12 protein-coding genes are annotated in these 15,897 nt (G+C 37.7%); 10 read left to right on the top strand and 2 right to left on the bottom strand.

Annotation, left to right across the window (positions count from 1 at the left end; genetic code table 11):
- Positions 1–102 precede the first annotated feature (102 nt).
- The 6 genes from ACEE75_RS05710 (at position 103) to ACEE75_RS05685 (ending at position 10,939) form a co-directional block, all read left to right on the top strand.
- A complete protein-coding gene (locus ACEE75_RS05710) occupies positions 103–1,698 on the top strand; it encodes a SpaH/EbpB family LPXTG-anchored major pilin (protein ID WP_447575042.1) in 1,596 nt (531 codons plus the stop codon).
- A 113-nt stretch (positions 1,699–1,811) separates the two neighbouring features.
- Positions 1,812–2,795: an MSCRAMM family protein gene (locus tag ACEE75_RS05705; protein ID WP_447575040.1), complete on the top strand. Its 984-nt coding sequence runs from the start codon at positions 1,812–1,814 to the stop codon at positions 2,793–2,795.
- Between the two features lie 41 nt (positions 2,796–2,836).
- On the top strand, positions 2,837–3,682 hold the full coding sequence (locus ACEE75_RS05700; RefSeq protein WP_447575038.1) for a class C sortase: 846 nt from the start codon (positions 2,837–2,839) through the stop codon (positions 3,680–3,682).
- 2 nt (positions 3,683–3,684) lie between these two features.
- Positions 3,685–4,557, top strand: a complete 873-nt coding sequence (locus tag ACEE75_RS05695) for a class C sortase (RefSeq protein ID WP_447575036.1) — start codon at positions 3,685–3,687, stop codon at positions 4,555–4,557.
- A 19-nt stretch (positions 4,558–4,576) separates the two neighbouring features.
- Complete coding sequence (locus tag ACEE75_RS05690; RefSeq protein ID WP_447575034.1) at positions 4,577–9,283, top strand: SpaA isopeptide-forming pilin-related protein; 4,707 nt, start codon at positions 4,577–4,579, stop codon at positions 9,281–9,283.
- A 111-nt stretch (positions 9,284–9,394) separates the two neighbouring features.
- The gene (locus ACEE75_RS05685) at positions 9,395–10,939 is read left to right on the top strand and encodes an ABC-F family ATP-binding cassette domain-containing protein (protein ID WP_447575032.1); all 1,545 of its coding nucleotides are present in this window, start codon (positions 9,395–9,397) and stop codon (positions 10,937–10,939) included.
- Positions 10,940–10,976: 37 nt separating this feature from the next.
- On the opposite strand, the gene trhA is transcribed toward ACEE75_RS05685, so the two are convergent.
- A complete protein-coding gene (trhA, locus tag ACEE75_RS05680) occupies positions 10,977–11,627 on the bottom strand; it encodes a PAQR family membrane homeostasis protein TrhA (protein ID WP_447575030.1) in 651 nt (216 codons plus the stop codon).
- Positions 11,624–12,064: a DUF1836 domain-containing protein gene (locus ACEE75_RS05675; protein WP_447575028.1), complete on the bottom strand. Its 441-nt coding sequence runs from the start codon at positions 12,062–12,064 to the stop codon at positions 11,624–11,626. The genes trhA and ACEE75_RS05675 overlap by 4 nt, the downstream gene beginning before the upstream one ends.
- A 164-nt stretch (positions 12,065–12,228) precedes the next feature.
- Between ACEE75_RS05675 and ACEE75_RS05670 the strand changes: the two genes are divergently transcribed.
- The 4 genes from ACEE75_RS05670 to ACEE75_RS05655 all read left to right on the top strand — a co-directional run bounded on the left by ACEE75_RS05670 (position 12,229) and on the right by ACEE75_RS05655 (position 15,854).
- The gene (locus tag ACEE75_RS05670) at positions 12,229–13,347 is read left to right on the top strand and encodes an AI-2E family transporter (protein WP_447575026.1); all 1,119 of its coding nucleotides are present in this window, start codon (positions 12,229–12,231) and stop codon (positions 13,345–13,347) included.
- A gap of 70 nt (positions 13,348–13,417) precedes the next feature.
- Positions 13,418–13,891: a GNAT family N-acetyltransferase gene (locus tag ACEE75_RS05665; RefSeq protein WP_447575024.1), complete on the top strand. Its 474-nt coding sequence runs from the start codon at positions 13,418–13,420 to the stop codon at positions 13,889–13,891.
- A complete protein-coding gene (locus ACEE75_RS05660; RefSeq protein ID WP_447575023.1) occupies positions 13,888–14,619 on the top strand; it encodes a pseudouridine synthase in 732 nt (243 codons plus the stop codon). Before ACEE75_RS05665 ends, ACEE75_RS05660 begins: the two co-directional genes overlap by 4 nt.
- Before the next feature lie 29 nt (positions 14,620–14,648).
- Positions 14,649–15,854 (top strand): chloride channel protein, encoded by a 1,206-nt coding sequence (locus tag ACEE75_RS05655; RefSeq protein ID WP_449164863.1) that lies wholly within the window; start codon positions 14,649–14,651, stop codon positions 15,852–15,854.
- The last annotated feature ends 43 nt before the right edge of the window (positions 15,855–15,897 follow it).

The following is a 15,897-nucleotide window of genomic DNA, read 5'->3' as shown; positions in this document are numbered from 1 at the left end:
TAATATAAATATTTGACAAGTTTTTTTGAGAATATTAACATAATAATTGAAAGCGCATACTTTTGGTTACTTCAGTTATTTCATGAAGATAGGAGGAGAAAAATGAAAAAGCTTAGTAAACTTTTCACGTTTGTGGTGAGTTTTCTTATGGCCCTTGCACCTCTTTTTGTCCTTGCGAATGATAATGTGCCAGATTCAACGACCATTACCATTCATAAGTTGAACACAGGTGCTACTCGTCCTGAAGAAAATCAATTACAAGCGAACGCTGATGGTTCAGCCATTGATATTAATTCACTTGACTTTACCGTCACACCAATGCAAGGTGTAAAATTCCAATGGTTTAAAGTAGGTGATAATGATACTGTTGACACTTTATCTGCTATGAGCTTAGATCAGTTAAAAGCGGCATACACCACTACTGGTATAACCGCAGCAACAGATGCTGATGGTATTGCAACGATCCAAGTTGATAAAGCTAATTACGGTAAATATTGGATTGTAGAGTTGGCTTCAGGTGATGTTGCAGCATCAGGTGCTATGCAAGTTACAGGTACTGTTCCTATGTTAGTCACATTACCTTTTGGGACAGAAACAGGATACAGTACTAATGTCCATGTTTATCCAAAAAACGTAACAGAGACCCCTACAACTGGTAAAGATGTTGTCGAAGAGGGAAATAATACCAGTGGTCAGAGTGTTGGTGATACTGTAACTTGGTTCTTAAAAGGAACTGTTCCAGTTGATATCCGTAACTATAAAACTTACTGGTTCAAAGATGTTCTTTCCGAAGCTTTAGATTATTCAGAGGTTAAGAGTGTGAAGGTCGGTAATGAAACCTTAACGCTAACCACTGATTATACAGTAGAATACACCGAAGCAACTCGTACCTTACTAGTGAAATTGACAGCTGCAGGGATTACTAAACTAGCTGATTATCGTGATCAAAACCCTAATGCGGATTATGCAAGTTCCACAGACATTCAAGATGCGACTCTACCAAAAGTGTTTGTTTCTGTTGAATTAGATACCGTATTAAATGATAAAGCTGTTCCAGGTAAGCCAGTTGGAAACAAAACAACCATTATTTATGAAAATCCGTACGATCCAAATGGTGGACCTGAAGAAACACCAGAATCTGATGAACCTAAAGTTCATGAGGGTGGTAAGCGATTTGAAAAAGTCGATGGCACAACTACTACAAAAAAACTAGCTGGTGCAGAATTTGAACTTTATTCAGATAGTGATATTAAAGCGGCTGTTGTATGGACTCAAAAATTGATAGATGACAACAAGGCTCAAACTGATAATGCTGCTAAATTTAAAGATGTAGCAGTGGGTAGTCCTGTTATCCTTGTTTCTGATGAAAATGGCGCTTTTGAAATCCAAGGGCTCTCTTATGGTACTAAAGGTGAGACTGCTGAGACTGCCTCTTCCACATACTATTTGAAAGAAGTAAAAGCTCCTACGGGTTATACTTTACCAGCTAACTCAGTGGTTGATTTTACTGTTAATCAAAATAGTTATTATCAAGATCCAACAGCAGTTGATTTAGCAGTTGCAGAAGCTAAACAAGTCCTCAACAATAAAACTCCAGAATTACCAATGACTGGTGGTATCGGTGCACTCATTTTTGTTGCATTTGGTTTGGCGTTGATGGCATTTGCAGGCTACAAGATGAAAACACGTCGTGCATAATTTATCTAGTGACATCATGATATAACTTGAAGTAATGTCAATAGAGAAGAAAGTTTCTTTCTTCTCTAAAAGGTTATCTGCTCATTATGATAACCTTTTAGAAGGGAGAGAGCATGATGTGTCACATTAATAAAAGTTGGAGATGGCTACTTTATGTTTTAGGGTTGTTAATGGTCTCTACAATTGGAATGTTAACCGTTATTGCTCAAGATGGAGTATCACCGCTTCAAATCAAGGGCTATGATGGTCTTTCAGGAGTGGTTTATAAAATCTGGTTCGTTACAGATCAGTCATTCCCGCTAGCTCAGGATGAAATGATCAAGTTAAGTAATGATTTAAAAGACCTCTCAGTAGCTGACCTAGATAGTCGCTTTCCAACTTCTCAGTTATCTCCAGTATCCGATGAAAATGGCAATGTCACAGTATCAGGATTAGCAGACGGTATTTATTATATCAGAGATATTAATCAAGAAAATAGTCGCTATGCACCTATCTTACTAAATTTTCCTTTTGGAGAAAATGGGATGCCTCAGTTGGTGATGACCAAGCAATACCCCAATACTGGAGGTATTTTGTTGAAGAAGCTAGGGGTTGAGAATGAGTCAGATACTGATGGAAAGTTATTAGAAGGGGTAACTTTTCATCTGTTTAGAGAAGGTGAGCAACAGCCTTTACGATTTACAGAGATGGGACAACTGACGACTGATAGTCAAGCTAGTCAAATCTTAAAAACAGATCAGCAGGGACAAATTAGTCTGCAAGGTTTGCAAGAAGGGCAATATTATTTTAAAGAATTAGAGACCTTGTCGGGATACCAGTTGCTAACAAGAGAGTTAGCTGTGGAAGTTTCTAGAGATAAGGTGGTGGAATTTGTCGTAAAAAATATTAAAGATCCTCACGATCCTCCTACCACACAAGTTCCTCCTCCCAATAAACCTAGTATCCCTGCTAAACCGAATCGTCCAGGCTTACCGAGTGCCGGTGAAATCCAAATGGTAGCGACAGGGCTAGGAGCTGTGTTGATTATTGTTGCTATTTGTGGTTTCTTAACATCACATTATCGGACAAAACAGCATCATAAAGAAAGCCATCAATAAGATTTCTATCTAAAAAAGATAGAAAGGAGGCGATTGTTGTCATGAAGAGGGTAGGTGATAAAAAGCAAAAACGGTCTAATATGGGATTCTTATTTCTCTTTCTTATAGGATTTGCCCTACTGAGCTATCCTTTATCAGGGCAAATTATTTCATTTTATCAATCACACCAACAAATAAAGACCTATGAAAAAGCTGTTTCACAACTTGAACCTGAAATCATTCAGAAAAAAATGGCATTAGCCCAAGCCTACAATGCCTCTTTAGTAACAGCAGCTAGCTCAGCTGTCACTTATCAAGATCCTTTTAGTGAAGAAATGAAAAATCAAGGAAAAGCTGAGTATGCTCGTATGTTAGAGGTTAAAGAACAATTAGGTTACATGACCATTCCTAAAATATCTCAAGAACTCCCTATCTATGCAGGGGTATCAGAAGATGTTCTACAAAAAGGGATCGGGCATTTGGAAGGGAGTTCTCTTCCTGTTGGAGGTGAGTTTACCCACACTGTTTTAACGGGGCATAGAGGCTTACCAAAGGCTCGCCTTTTTACTGATTTAGATAAACTTGAAAAAGGAGATAAAATCTATCTTCATATTTTAAATCAAGTGTTAGCTTATCAGATAGATGATATTGTAGTTGTTGAGCCAACAGATGTATCAAAGATTAAAATTGTAGAACAAAAAGATTATGTTACCTTGATAACCTGTACACCGTATATGATTAATAGTCATCGTTTACTGGTTCGAGGCTACCGTATTCCTTATAGTGAGAAAGAAGAAAAGGTTGCAGTCGAAAAAGGCCGACAGGTTCTATGGATTATTGTTATTAGTAGTGTTGTTCTTGTTTTAGGGCTAACTTTTATTCTCTTTAAGAAAAAACGGAGGAAATAGGAATGAAGGGGAAAATAAGAAGACTGATAGTGTCTAGTTGTTTCCAATCAATCTTTATTATTTTTCTCTTTGTGTTGGGTCTTAGTTTTACTCTGTATCCCTTAGGAGCTCAAGTTTATCACTTTTATCTATCTCATCAAAAAATAAAAACCTATGAAAATGAGCTCAAAGAGATGACGCCAGAGCTAATATCTAAAAGAATAGCATTAGCCCAAGCCTATAATGATAGTTTGGTTGGCTACCAAGAAAATAGTTTGCAAGATCCATTTACCGATCTGCAAAAAGCAGGGCGTGCAGAGTATGCTCGTATGCTTAAGGTTAAGGAGATGATTGGGCATATTAGTATTCCAAGTATCAATATTGATCTTCCCATTTATGCTGGAACAAGTGATTCTGTTTTACAAAAAGGAGTAGGACATCTTGAGGGATCCTCTCTACCAGTTGGGGGTGAACATACTAGAGCAGTTTTAACAGCGCATAGAGGATTACCTAAAGCGCGGTTATTTACGGATTTGGATAAATTGAAAAAAGGGGATGTCTTTTATGTCACGAATATGAAAGAAACACTAGCTTATCAAGTCTCGCATCTTCAAGTCATTGAACCAACACAGATTTCTGCCTTAACCATTAAAGAAAATAAAGATTTTGTCACCTTATTGACCTGTACACCTTATATGGTAAATAGTCACCGTTTATTAGTGACAGGAGAGAGAATCCCATATTCAAAAACAAAAGCGACGTCATCCATGTCAAAAGCTAAAGAAAACTTGATTACAAAAACTATAATTCTAACGTTCTTTATTTTTAGTTTCTTACTATTAGCTATCAGGTATTTAAAGAGAAAATTAGGAAGAAATCCATCCGTAAGAACTTAGAAGATAGGAGGGGAGAGATGTGTTTAAAACATTAAAGTGGTTAAATCAGCGCCTCTTTTTATTGCTCGTTTTAATCTTATCAAACTTTGTCACGCCCTTGTTAGGCCTAAAAATTGTTTTTGCAGATAGTCCTATCACACAAGAGCTGAAAATTTTACATGAAAATATAGAATGGACCACTTCTAGTGCAGGAGTATTTGAGACGTTCTTGGATGATGAAATCGAGCTGATAGTTGAAAGGAGTGATAAACTTCATACAGAGGTAGATGTTTTATTCCCTCAAGGTCTTGACTATCTGAGCGATAAGACACTCTTGGCGAATCAAAAATTACTGTCACAACAATTGTTTGAGGGACAGGAATTGGTAGATGTTCATGCGAGTGTTAGAGAATATTTAGAAAATGATGGGCAAACTAAGCGCTTACGTTTAAGTTTTCAAGAGCATCAAATGCAACTTGTCTTAGTTTTTAAGCCAAGTTTAGAGGCGGAGTTTCAACTATTAGCTTATACCTCTACTGATAAAGAAAAGCCTTTAGACGAGGCAGTAGCAGATGACTTAGTTCAAACCCATCCGATGAAGATTTTGGCTAAGCCAAAGGAAAATGAGCAGGAGGTCACAGAAGTTTCTGAAAAACCTGAGGAAGAAGTTAGCCAAGAACAAACGTCTGAAGAACAAATTAATCAAGAACAGGTTTCAGAGCAACAAAACGAAACTTCTAGCCCAGATACTTCTGTTGATTCAAACCAAGATGAGAGAGCTGATATGAGTCAATCGGAGTCTGGAGAGGTTCCTAACTCTCAGATTGAAACGAAAACAGAACCTGTAATGGAAGAAGCTACTGTAGTTGAGGATCAGGTGGTTGATGAAACAAAGGTTAATAGTTCAGAGCTAGATGGGAATAAAGAAGAGGCATCAGCAATCACCTCTGAGGAAAACATAGATACCAAAGAGGTATCTTCTACTGAATCTGAAACTCCTGAGAAATTAGAGACAGATGCGAATGCAGTAAAAAACACTGAAAAACCTTCTTCAGATGCCACTTCGGTTCCTAAGTGGACAGACTTCTTTACAGCACGATCTGCCACTGGACAAAATTTGGAAGGGTTGTCCGCTTATTTTGATAAAGCCACTAGTAGTATTTTGGCAGGAGAAACAGGAACTTATCATTTTTATATTAAGTCAACAGGCGCTCTGATTGATAAAGTATCTAACGTGAAAGTGACGATAAAGTTGCCTGAAAACCAAAGTTATTATAAGGTTTCGTCAGATTTAAGTCGCATGAAAATCGCTGGGATCACTCCTACTTTGAGTACCGATGAAAAATTCTTGACTTGGGAAATTCCTGAAATGGTAACAGGTCAAACGTATCAAACTCAGATTCAAGTGAATTCCACAAATGGCATTATTCCCAATTTATCTGATATGCTAGCGACTGCTGTTGTTCTAGTGGATGGCAGTCCAGTTTACAATAGTGGTGAGATAGGGATTAAAGTACACTCTTTTAAACCAAGCTTATCTGTTACCAAGCAGTATCTTAAACCAGGATCTACCATAACCATTATAGATGATAACCCATCTCATCTTCAGATGGTCGGTGATAGTCGTGTGAGCTTTACTGCACCTAGTATAGAAGACCAAAAGTCCTTGGCTGAGAGTAAAAATGGTATCATTTGGACAAAGGAGCTTACCTTCAAGAGTATGGATCCTAGTGCAGAAGGAGAGTTTGTAAATACTGCTACAGCAAATATTATCTCGATTAATGATGAAGAGATTAGTCAAAAATCCAATCAAGTTGGTGGTAGTATTAGTAAAGGAAATAATCCTCTTGCTGCGCCAAAGGGACAATGGGCTTATAGCATAAATTTAGGCCCATCTGATGCAAATGGGAATAAACCATCAGGTTTTTCTGCTGTGAGTCAAGCCAACCCAAATCCCACAGTGCCAAATAGTCCCAACACGCGCCTAGGGTTCACCATGAACTACAATGTCACCCCTTTGATTTCTAGAGATTTTTATGATTCCTTATCAACAGGTTATACTGGTCCTATTCAAAATAATGGTCGCACAGTTTTTAACTTGTCTGTTGATATTGGATGGGATCAAGGAACACATCCACGTCGTGTCCGTCAGGTTATTTTAAAAGATACTAATAAAGGAACCAGTAAAACCTATCAATTTGATAACAATGGTAATAGTACTGATGGTTCTGGTTTAAAAATTACTTATGGGGCAAGCCAGCATTTTGGAACTGCTCAATTAACTGTTCCTACAAATTTCTTTAATGATACTGGCAAGTGGAACGGCACACGTACGCGTCATCCAGCCTTTGATGTCAACCTCACTAACCATGATGGTGTCAATTTTTCTTATGCACATGAAGGGATTGGTCCAGACTGGAATGTTAGCTGGAGTCACAATAGTGGTTATGGGGATTATAATCCAACTAAGAATGATTACCATTTTGTTGGATTAAATCGTGAAGTGGATGCAAATTTAGAATTGGATGAACTCCATGTATCTATTGGTTCTTTCTTTGCTTTTGGCCGAGCAAATTATCAGTTGCCTGGAGGAAAAATTGCCAATGGCACCTCTGCGAACTACCCAACTATTACGATAGAGTTGAATACCTCTAAAGGAAATAAATCTATTACCTTAAACTCAGGGGATTATGCTGTTCATCAAAGTGGCCCATTTCACCCTAATGGGCAAAATTACACTATCTATCATCCCTACATCAGTTTAAATCGTGATCAATTGGGTCTGGAAGCAGGTGAGCATGTTAACTCATTTAATGTTATTTATGGTAGCCGTGATCGATCAGAGATATTAAATGCTGGATTTACAGCCTATGTCGAAGATTACTATACAATTAACCCCAATCTTAATAACACTTCGCCTGTTAAGGTCATGAATAAAAATCATACTTTTGGTGAGTTAGCTCTCGTTAATTTGAATGGTACAGGTGCCCGCGTCCAGCCTTTTGTTCGTCGTCCTATTGGAGCAGCTGATGATAATGGTCTTATCAATACTGAACTAGGTCCACGTACAGCGATGATTTCAGCAAAAGATACCACACCAGCAATTGCTAAGATTACTCCCGAATTTTTACAAAGAGATGGCAATATCATCTCTTCTACAGAAAGCAATCGTTTAAGAGTAACCTTTTCTAATATTGATGCGTCAACAAAAAATCTAGATGGTCCGCTAATGGCTTCTGTTTTGTTACCAAAAGGAGTAACAGTTAACCAGAGTCAACCAAACTGGTCTTACAGCCAATCTAGTGGACAAGTGGTTGAAATTCTTGATAACTTTAATGGAACAGACCGTCAATTGATTCGTTACCAATGGGAAGGAGATGGTAATAAGCAATTAAAACCAGGGAAATACATGACTTTTGAGGTTGATGTGAGCTTATCTCAGGAGATTCCATCACTTCTTACTGTCGATGCCTATGGATCAAGTTCTACACCATTGCAAGCTGCAAGTGGAAATGACCTCATTTTAGATGCTGATGATGTTAATGGAAATCAAAATACTTCGGAAAATATTGTCAAGGGTAGTGCGAACTATCACTATGTCTCAAATGATTTATTAACGCTGACAAAATCTGTAAAAGGGAATAGAGATGCTGAGTATAGCAAGATGGGGCATGCCGATCTTGGAGGTGAGATTCGTTACCATATTCGTGTTGAAAATGCAGATCATACCAATTTTACCAAATTAGCCTTTATTGACGTCTTGCCTTCCGTAGGAGATTTGACTATTTTGTCAAACCAAGATCGTCAAAGCCGTTTTACTCCGCTAATGACAGGCCCCATTACACTCCCGGTTGCTTGGGATGATAAGGTAGAGGTCTATTATAGTGAGTCCACTAATCCTAAGCGTGATCAAATTTACCAAGAAGCACAATACCCATCTGGTGTCCCAGCACCTGAAAATCCAGCAGGAGCAGAAGAGCCTAATTGGCGAACAGCTGATCAAGTCACTAATTGGGAAGCCATCCATAGCTTCATGCTAAAACTAAAAGATGGGGTGAGCTCTGTTTCGTCAGGTCAAGACATTTACTTTGTTATGAAAGCACCTGAAAGGATTGATGATAAAAACTTGTTAAATCCAAGTCAAGCAGAAGAAGCTGATAAAGCGGCATGGAACTCCGTAGCGGGAACTGTTAATAATCTACAAGTGGTAGAACCAGAACGCGTAGGTGTTGTCCTTTATTCCGATGTGACAACAACCAGTATCAGACTACATAAATTAGATGCCAATAATCAGAAAGCTCTTGAAGGTGTCCAATTTAAACTGGCAGATAGCCGTGAGAACGCCGACAACAATCGCTTTATTCGAGTGAAATATGATGCTAGTGGTCAGGTGTTATCTGTGATTAAGCCTGGTGAGGCAGATTATGACCAAGCTAGTGATTATGACGTCACAACTGATTCGGAAGGTTATGCCAGCTTTAGTCACCTTGAGGTAGATGCAGACTATTGGATTGTTGAGACCAAAGCATTGGAAGGCTATATCAAGTTGCTAGAGCCGATAGCCATTCATACCAATACCAAAGAAAATGCTAGTCAAGTGCTTGAAAAAGAAGTTTTAAACCATCGAATTCCGACGCTACCTTCAACAGGGGGACAAGGGGTTGTTCTATTTTTGGTGATAGGTGGTGTTATCATGGGATCGGCACTTTATCTAGCTAAACGAAAAGCAGGTCAGAAACAATCTTAATATTATTGTCTCTCCTCTATCAAAAGAGAGATTGGTTTATCCAATCTCTCTTTTTTATGCTATAATAGTGAAGTTATTGACTTTTAGTAAAATTGATATGATGGAGTGCGTATGAGTATTTTAGAAGTAAAAAATCTTAGTCATGGTTTTGGGGACCGTGCTATTTTTGAGGATGTCTCTTTTCGCTTGTTGAAAGGAGAGCATATCGGCTTAGTCGGTGCAAATGGAGAAGGGAAATCTACCTTTATGAGCATTGTGACAGGGCAATTGCAACCAGACGAAGGAAAGGTGGAGTGGTCTAAGTATGTCACAGCAGGTTATTTGGACCAACATGCTGTATTAAATGAGGGGCAAACGGTTAGAGATGTTCTTCGTACAGCCTTTGATGAATTGTTTAAAACAGAAGCTCGCATCAATGACATCTATATGTCAATGGCAGAAGAGGGAGCTGATGTGGATGCTCTTATGGAAGAGGTTGGTGAGTTACAAGACCGCTTAGAAAGCCGTGATTTTTATACCCTAGATGCCAAGATCGATGAGGTCGCACGCGCTTTAGGTGTTATGGATTATGGGATGGATAAGGACGTCACAGCTTTAAGTGGAGGACAGCGGACTAAAGTTCTACTGGCTAAACTTCTCTTAGAAAAGCCAGATATTTTGTTATTGGATGAGCCAACCAACTATCTAGATGCCGAACATATTGACTGGTTAAAACGCTACCTTCAAAATTATGAAAATGCCTTTGTCCTAATCTCTCATGATATTCCATTTTTAAACGATGTGATTAATATTGTATATCATGTTGAAAATCAATTATTAACGCGTTATACTGGAGATTATTATCAATTTCAAGAAGTGCATGCTATGAAAAAAGCGCAACTTGAAGCAGCTTATGAGCGCCAACAAAAAGAAATTGCAGACCTTCAAGATTTTGTGAATCGTAACAAGGCACGTGTGGCAACGCGTAATATGGCGATGTCACGTCAAAAGAAGTTGGACAAAATGGAAATTATTGAGCTACAAGCTGAAAAGCCTAAGCCATCTTTTGATTTTAAGATGGCACGCACACCAAGCCGTTTTATTTTTCAAACAACTGATTTAGAAATTGGCTATGACCGTGTGTTGACCAGAAAACCTCTCAATCTCACATTTGAGCGTAACCAAAAGATTGCGATTGTTGGTGCCAATGGTATCGGAAAATCAACACTTCTAAAGAGTTTATTAGGCATCATCCCACCCTTATCTGGTTCAGTTGAGCGAGGTGAGTATTTAGAGTTGGGATATTTTGAGCAAGAAGTAGCTGGGGGTAACCGCCAAACGCCACTTGAAGCAGTTTGGGATGCTTTCCCTGCTTTAAATCAAGCTGAAGTTCGTGCAGCCCTAGCAAGATGTGGTTTAACATCAAAACACATTGAAAGTCAGATTCAGGTTTTATCAGGTGGAGAACAGGCAAAAGTTCGTTTTTGTTTACTAATGAATCGCGAAAATAATGTTTTAGTGTTAGACGAGCCGACCAATCATTTGGATGTTGATGCAAAGGATGAATTAAAGCGTGCTTTAAAAGCCTATAAAGGCTCTATCCTTATGGTCTGCCATGAGCCAGATTTTTATCAAGGCTGGGTAGATGATGTTTGGGATTTTAATGAATTAACCTAAAAGAACAACCGCAAGATAAATTCTTGCGGTTGTTCTTTTATAACATAAAATAGACAATGGCTATATATTGCAAAGTCGACGCTAAGAGAATGAAGAGATGCCAAATCATATGAAAATAGGGTTTCTTTTTAGCGTAGAAAACAGCACCTATTGTGTAAGATAAACCACCAGCTAGCATGAGAAGTCCAAATGTCATGCTAGTCTTTTGCAAAATGGCTGGAATGATGAAAATGACTAACCACCCCATAAAAAGATAAAGAAATAGGCTGAATTTTTCATTGATATGTTTGGCAAAAATCTTATAAAGAATACCAAAAATTGTGATTCCCCATTGTAGCGTGATGATCGCATAACCTAACCATCCTCCAACTAAAGAAAGAGCAACAGGTGTATAACTCCCTGCAATTGCAATATAAATCATACTATGATCGATAATACGTAAGACATATTTATGAGTTGAATCATAAGGCATAGAGTGGTAGATGGTTGAAGATAGAAACATCAGAAATAGGCTGATGACAAAAATAGACATCCCTACAACTGCAGTGTTATTATAATCATGATAAGCATGGATAGCAGTAATCGGTAATAAGCTCAACATGATAGCTGACCCAATAGCATGTGTCACACTATTAGCGACTTCTTCTCCAAAAGAGAGTGGGGCACTGAGTTTTAGACTGTGATTCATGAGTGTTCTCCTTCTAAATCTAAGGTTAATTGACGGGTTTTATAATAAAGTTTGAGGGCTTGGCAGGCGCACCTAATAATTTCTGGTGTCTCATTATTTTCCTGATTTCTCATACAATCAACAAAGTGGTTATAAAGTGTTTTTGAATCTTGTTTTTCAGACAATAGATTCAAAGTATGGCTAATTTCTTGAATAGAAAAAACATGCTTTAAGCTATTTAGAGCAATCAGACGAGCAAGTTGATGTTTTTGATATTTTTTTTTGATGGGCTTATCAATGTGTTTGTGTTTAACGTAATTGTTAATCATCGAGGCTGTCAGACCTTTATCCTTGGGATCTAGGCTATATTGTGTGTATTGATTGACATACAGTAAGATCTGATCAAGGTATAAATCCAAATCTGGCAGCTCATCCCAGTAGGGAATGGTATTCATCATGTCACAACCTCTCTTTTATCTAGTATTGATAACTAGATTATATGTTTTTTATAAAATAATGTCAAGGAATTAACTACTTAGGAGATCAGTAGCTAGAAAAGGTGACAAAAAGTATTTTTATCTGTATAATAAATAGATAATGATGATTGGAAACGAGGACAACCATGCAATTTGATAAACGACTGATTAGCTCAGTAGTTCTTATTTTTGTGACATGTTTATTTATTCAAAGTAATTGGTCAAGCGGCGCTACCTTACTTCAAACGATTTACAAAGCAGCTCATCCCTTTATTGTGGGGGCAGGAGTGGCTTTTGTTGTCAATATTGTGATGAGTGCTTATGAAAAACTTTTTGTTAAACTCATCAAGGTTGATTACATTTTAAAATTTAAAAGAAGTTTTTCTTTATTATTAGCTTATGCGACTTTTACAGCTGTCGTTTATATGATTTTCACTATTGTATTACCAGATTTGATTACCAGTTTACAGTCTCTTTTATCGATTAATCCTCAAGATATTGCGAAGTTATTAAATCATATCCAAAAAAGTGAGATCGTCTCAAACGTTATCAATGCACTTGGAGGAGAAGCAGAAGTAACGAATACCTTGATCAATTTTAGCAAACAGATTCTTAGCCAGTTGTTAAGTAGTCTAACCAGTATCTTAATCTCGGTTACCTCCATAGCTTCAACCTTACTAAATTTGGTCGTGAGCTTAATTTTCTCGGCTTATGTTTTGGTCAATAAGGAAACTCTAGGGCGTCAGTTTCGACTTTTAATCGATACCTTTTTCAAACCATACGCCAAAGGGATTTATTATGTCCTAGACGTTTTAAATCAACGTTTCCACGGTTTTTTTGTTAGTCAGACTTTAGAAGCTATGATTTTAGGATCTTTGACAGCTATTGGGATGAGCTTACTTGGTTTACCCTATGCTGCAACGATTGGTGTCCTGATTTCTTTTACTGCCTTAATTCCTGTGATCGGTGCCTATATTGGAACGAGTGTGGGAGTGATCTTAATTTTAACTCAAGATTTTAAACAGGCCCTTATCTTTTTGATTTTTATCGTGTTACTACAACAATTTGAAGGAAACTTGATTTATCCACGTGTTGTCGGAGGTTCAATCGGACTACCTGGGATGTGGGTCCTACTTGCCATTACTCTTGGTGGCGCATTAGGTGGTGTATTTGGGATGCTGGTGGCGGTTCCAGTCTCAGCAAGTGCCTATCAAATCCTAAAAGATTACACTTATAAAAAGCAATCTCAGATTTCTAATAGCTAACAATTGACGCTCTTTGAGCGTTTTTTCTTTTGTAAAAGCTGTGCTATAATGATTAAAAGAGAGGGTAAGTATGATTCGATTATTTCAAGAAAAAGATGCGGAACCATTAGCCAAAATGATTGCTGCAAGTTTACGCCAAATCAATCAAAAAGATTATGAGGCAGCTTATATTGAGCAGGTTGTAGAAAGTTTATCTGCAGATGCTTTGATCAAACGTGCCTCATGGACACATTTTTATGTGGTTGAAAAAGATGCTACTCTGGTAGCTTGTGGCGCAATAGGTCCCTATTGGGATAAAGAAGATGAGGCGAGTTTGTTTACGATTTTTGTTGCGGCAGACCATCAAAAACAAGGATTGGGCTCTTTGATAATGAAAACGTTGGAACAAGATAGCTATTTTATAAAAAGTAAGCGAATTGAAATTCCATCTTCTATAACGGCTGTCGGCTTTTATCAAAAATTTGGTTATAGCATCAAAAAAGGAGAGCAGTATCCTGACAAGGAAGGTTTATTTCGCTTAGAAAAACATAGAGAGGTTATATGAGATTAGATAAATTTTTAGTAGATTGTGGTGTGGGGTCACGAACTGAGGTCAAAAAGATTTTAAAAAATAAAACCGTTAAAGTTAATGAAGTAGTCGAGACTTCTCCTAAAAGGCAAGTTGACCCTAAACAGGATCAGATCAGTGTGTCTGGACAAGTGCTGAATCATGAACGTTTTGTGTATTATATGTTAAACAAACCCAAAGGCGTGATTTCCGCAACCGAAGATAGTAAGCATAAAACTGTGCTAGATCTTCTAGATGAACGGGCGCACTATAAAGATGTCTTTCCTGTTGGGAGACTTGATATTGATACTCATGGTCTTTTGCTTTTGACAAATAATGGGGGACTAGCTCATGCTATGCTATCACCTAAAAAACATGTCAGTAAGCGTTATGAAGCTAAGGTTGCAGGTATTATGACAAGTGAAGATATAACAGCTTTTGAAAGAGGTATTGCCCTCAAAGATTTTACTTGCCTACCTGCTCAGCTTGATATTTTAGAACGTAATGAAGAGGAAGAAACCAGTTTAGTGCATATTACTTTAAAAGAAGGGAAATTCCATCAGGTGAAAAGAATGGTCGCAGCTTGTGGCAAAGAGGTTATTGATTTAAAGCGCTTAACAATGGGACCTCTAAGCTTAGATACCAACTTAGCATTAGGGGAATATAGAACCTTAACCAATCAAGAACGAGAGAGTTTACAAGTATTTGGCGTTGACTTGGATTAGGGAACTTTTCTAGAAAGGTGTAAAATACAATGCGCTCATTTTTGAGTAAAAACAATATAAGTTTACTGTTACTAACTGTTACTCTAGCTATTATGGTAGGAGTGGGTGCCATTATACTACACTGTGTTTTTGATTTTTTCTGGTCAGATATTTTGCAAACCTCTACTTCTGGTCAGCGTAGCCAACTCGTTATTGTATCGGGTCTTATTAGTTCAGTAGGCTGGTATTTTCTTCAAAGACAGAGCAATGGAATAATTTCTTTAAAGAAGCAGATTTTTCCTAAAACCTCTAGTGAACAATTACCCAATTTTGGTAGACAGATGGGACATATTCTCTTACAAATTGTGACAGTAGGCTTGGGTTCGCCTATAGGAAAAGAGGTTGCTCCAAGAGAATTTGGGAGTTTGTTATCGGCTTACTTAGCAAAAAAAGTATCGATAACAGCAGAAGAACGGTCAGTATTGGTAGCAGCTTCTACGGTTGCTGGTTTGGCTGCGATTTATCAAATTCCATTTGCAAGTATATTATTTGCTTTTGAGATATACCGTATTCCATTAACGATTCTGAATTTCCTGATAATAGCTATCACATCATATGGTGCTACATTTATTGCAAATATTGAAATTAGTAATGCCCCCATGTATCATGTTGCCAGTCAACCAGTAAATTGGTCAATACTTGTTATCAGTAGTTTTATGACGTTGATAACGATACCTACCGCTAAAGTGTTTACTAGCCTCAGTAAGAGTGCCAGTAAACATCGAACTAAAGATAGGCGAATTTTATGGCAATTACCAATAGTTTTTGTTTTACTAGCACTACTAAGTTATTATTTCCCCAGTTTACTTGGAAATGGCTCTCTTTTGATTCAGTCAAGTTTGGATGGAATGCGACTCAGTGATGCAGTGGCGCTATTTGTATTAAAATTTATTATTGTCTTACTCTGCTTACGATTTGGCTCTTATGGTGGGACGATGACGCCTTCTATTTCAATTGGTGCCGTCTTTGGGGAGGTTATTGTTTTGTTGGGGGGAGTATTGGGTTGGGTAAAGTATTCTCCGATTTTTATAATAATTTCTGTCTGTAGTTTTTTAGGAGTGACAATGGGAGCTCCTTTTACAGCTGGGATGATCGTTTACTCATTTATCGGATTTCAAGAATCTTATATGATACCTATTTTGATTTCTGTCGGGATCTTGTTTAGTTTTGAATTTATCGTCAAAAAATTAAAATAATCTTTTTCCTTGACTTAGAGTTAACTCTAGGGTATATAATAGG

The sequence above is a fragment of the Streptococcus sp. 11273D007BT genome, from assembly GCF_053547195.1.
The sequence above is the reverse complement of the archived record's forward strand: the minus strand, read 5'-3'. Positions and strand labels throughout refer to the sequence as shown.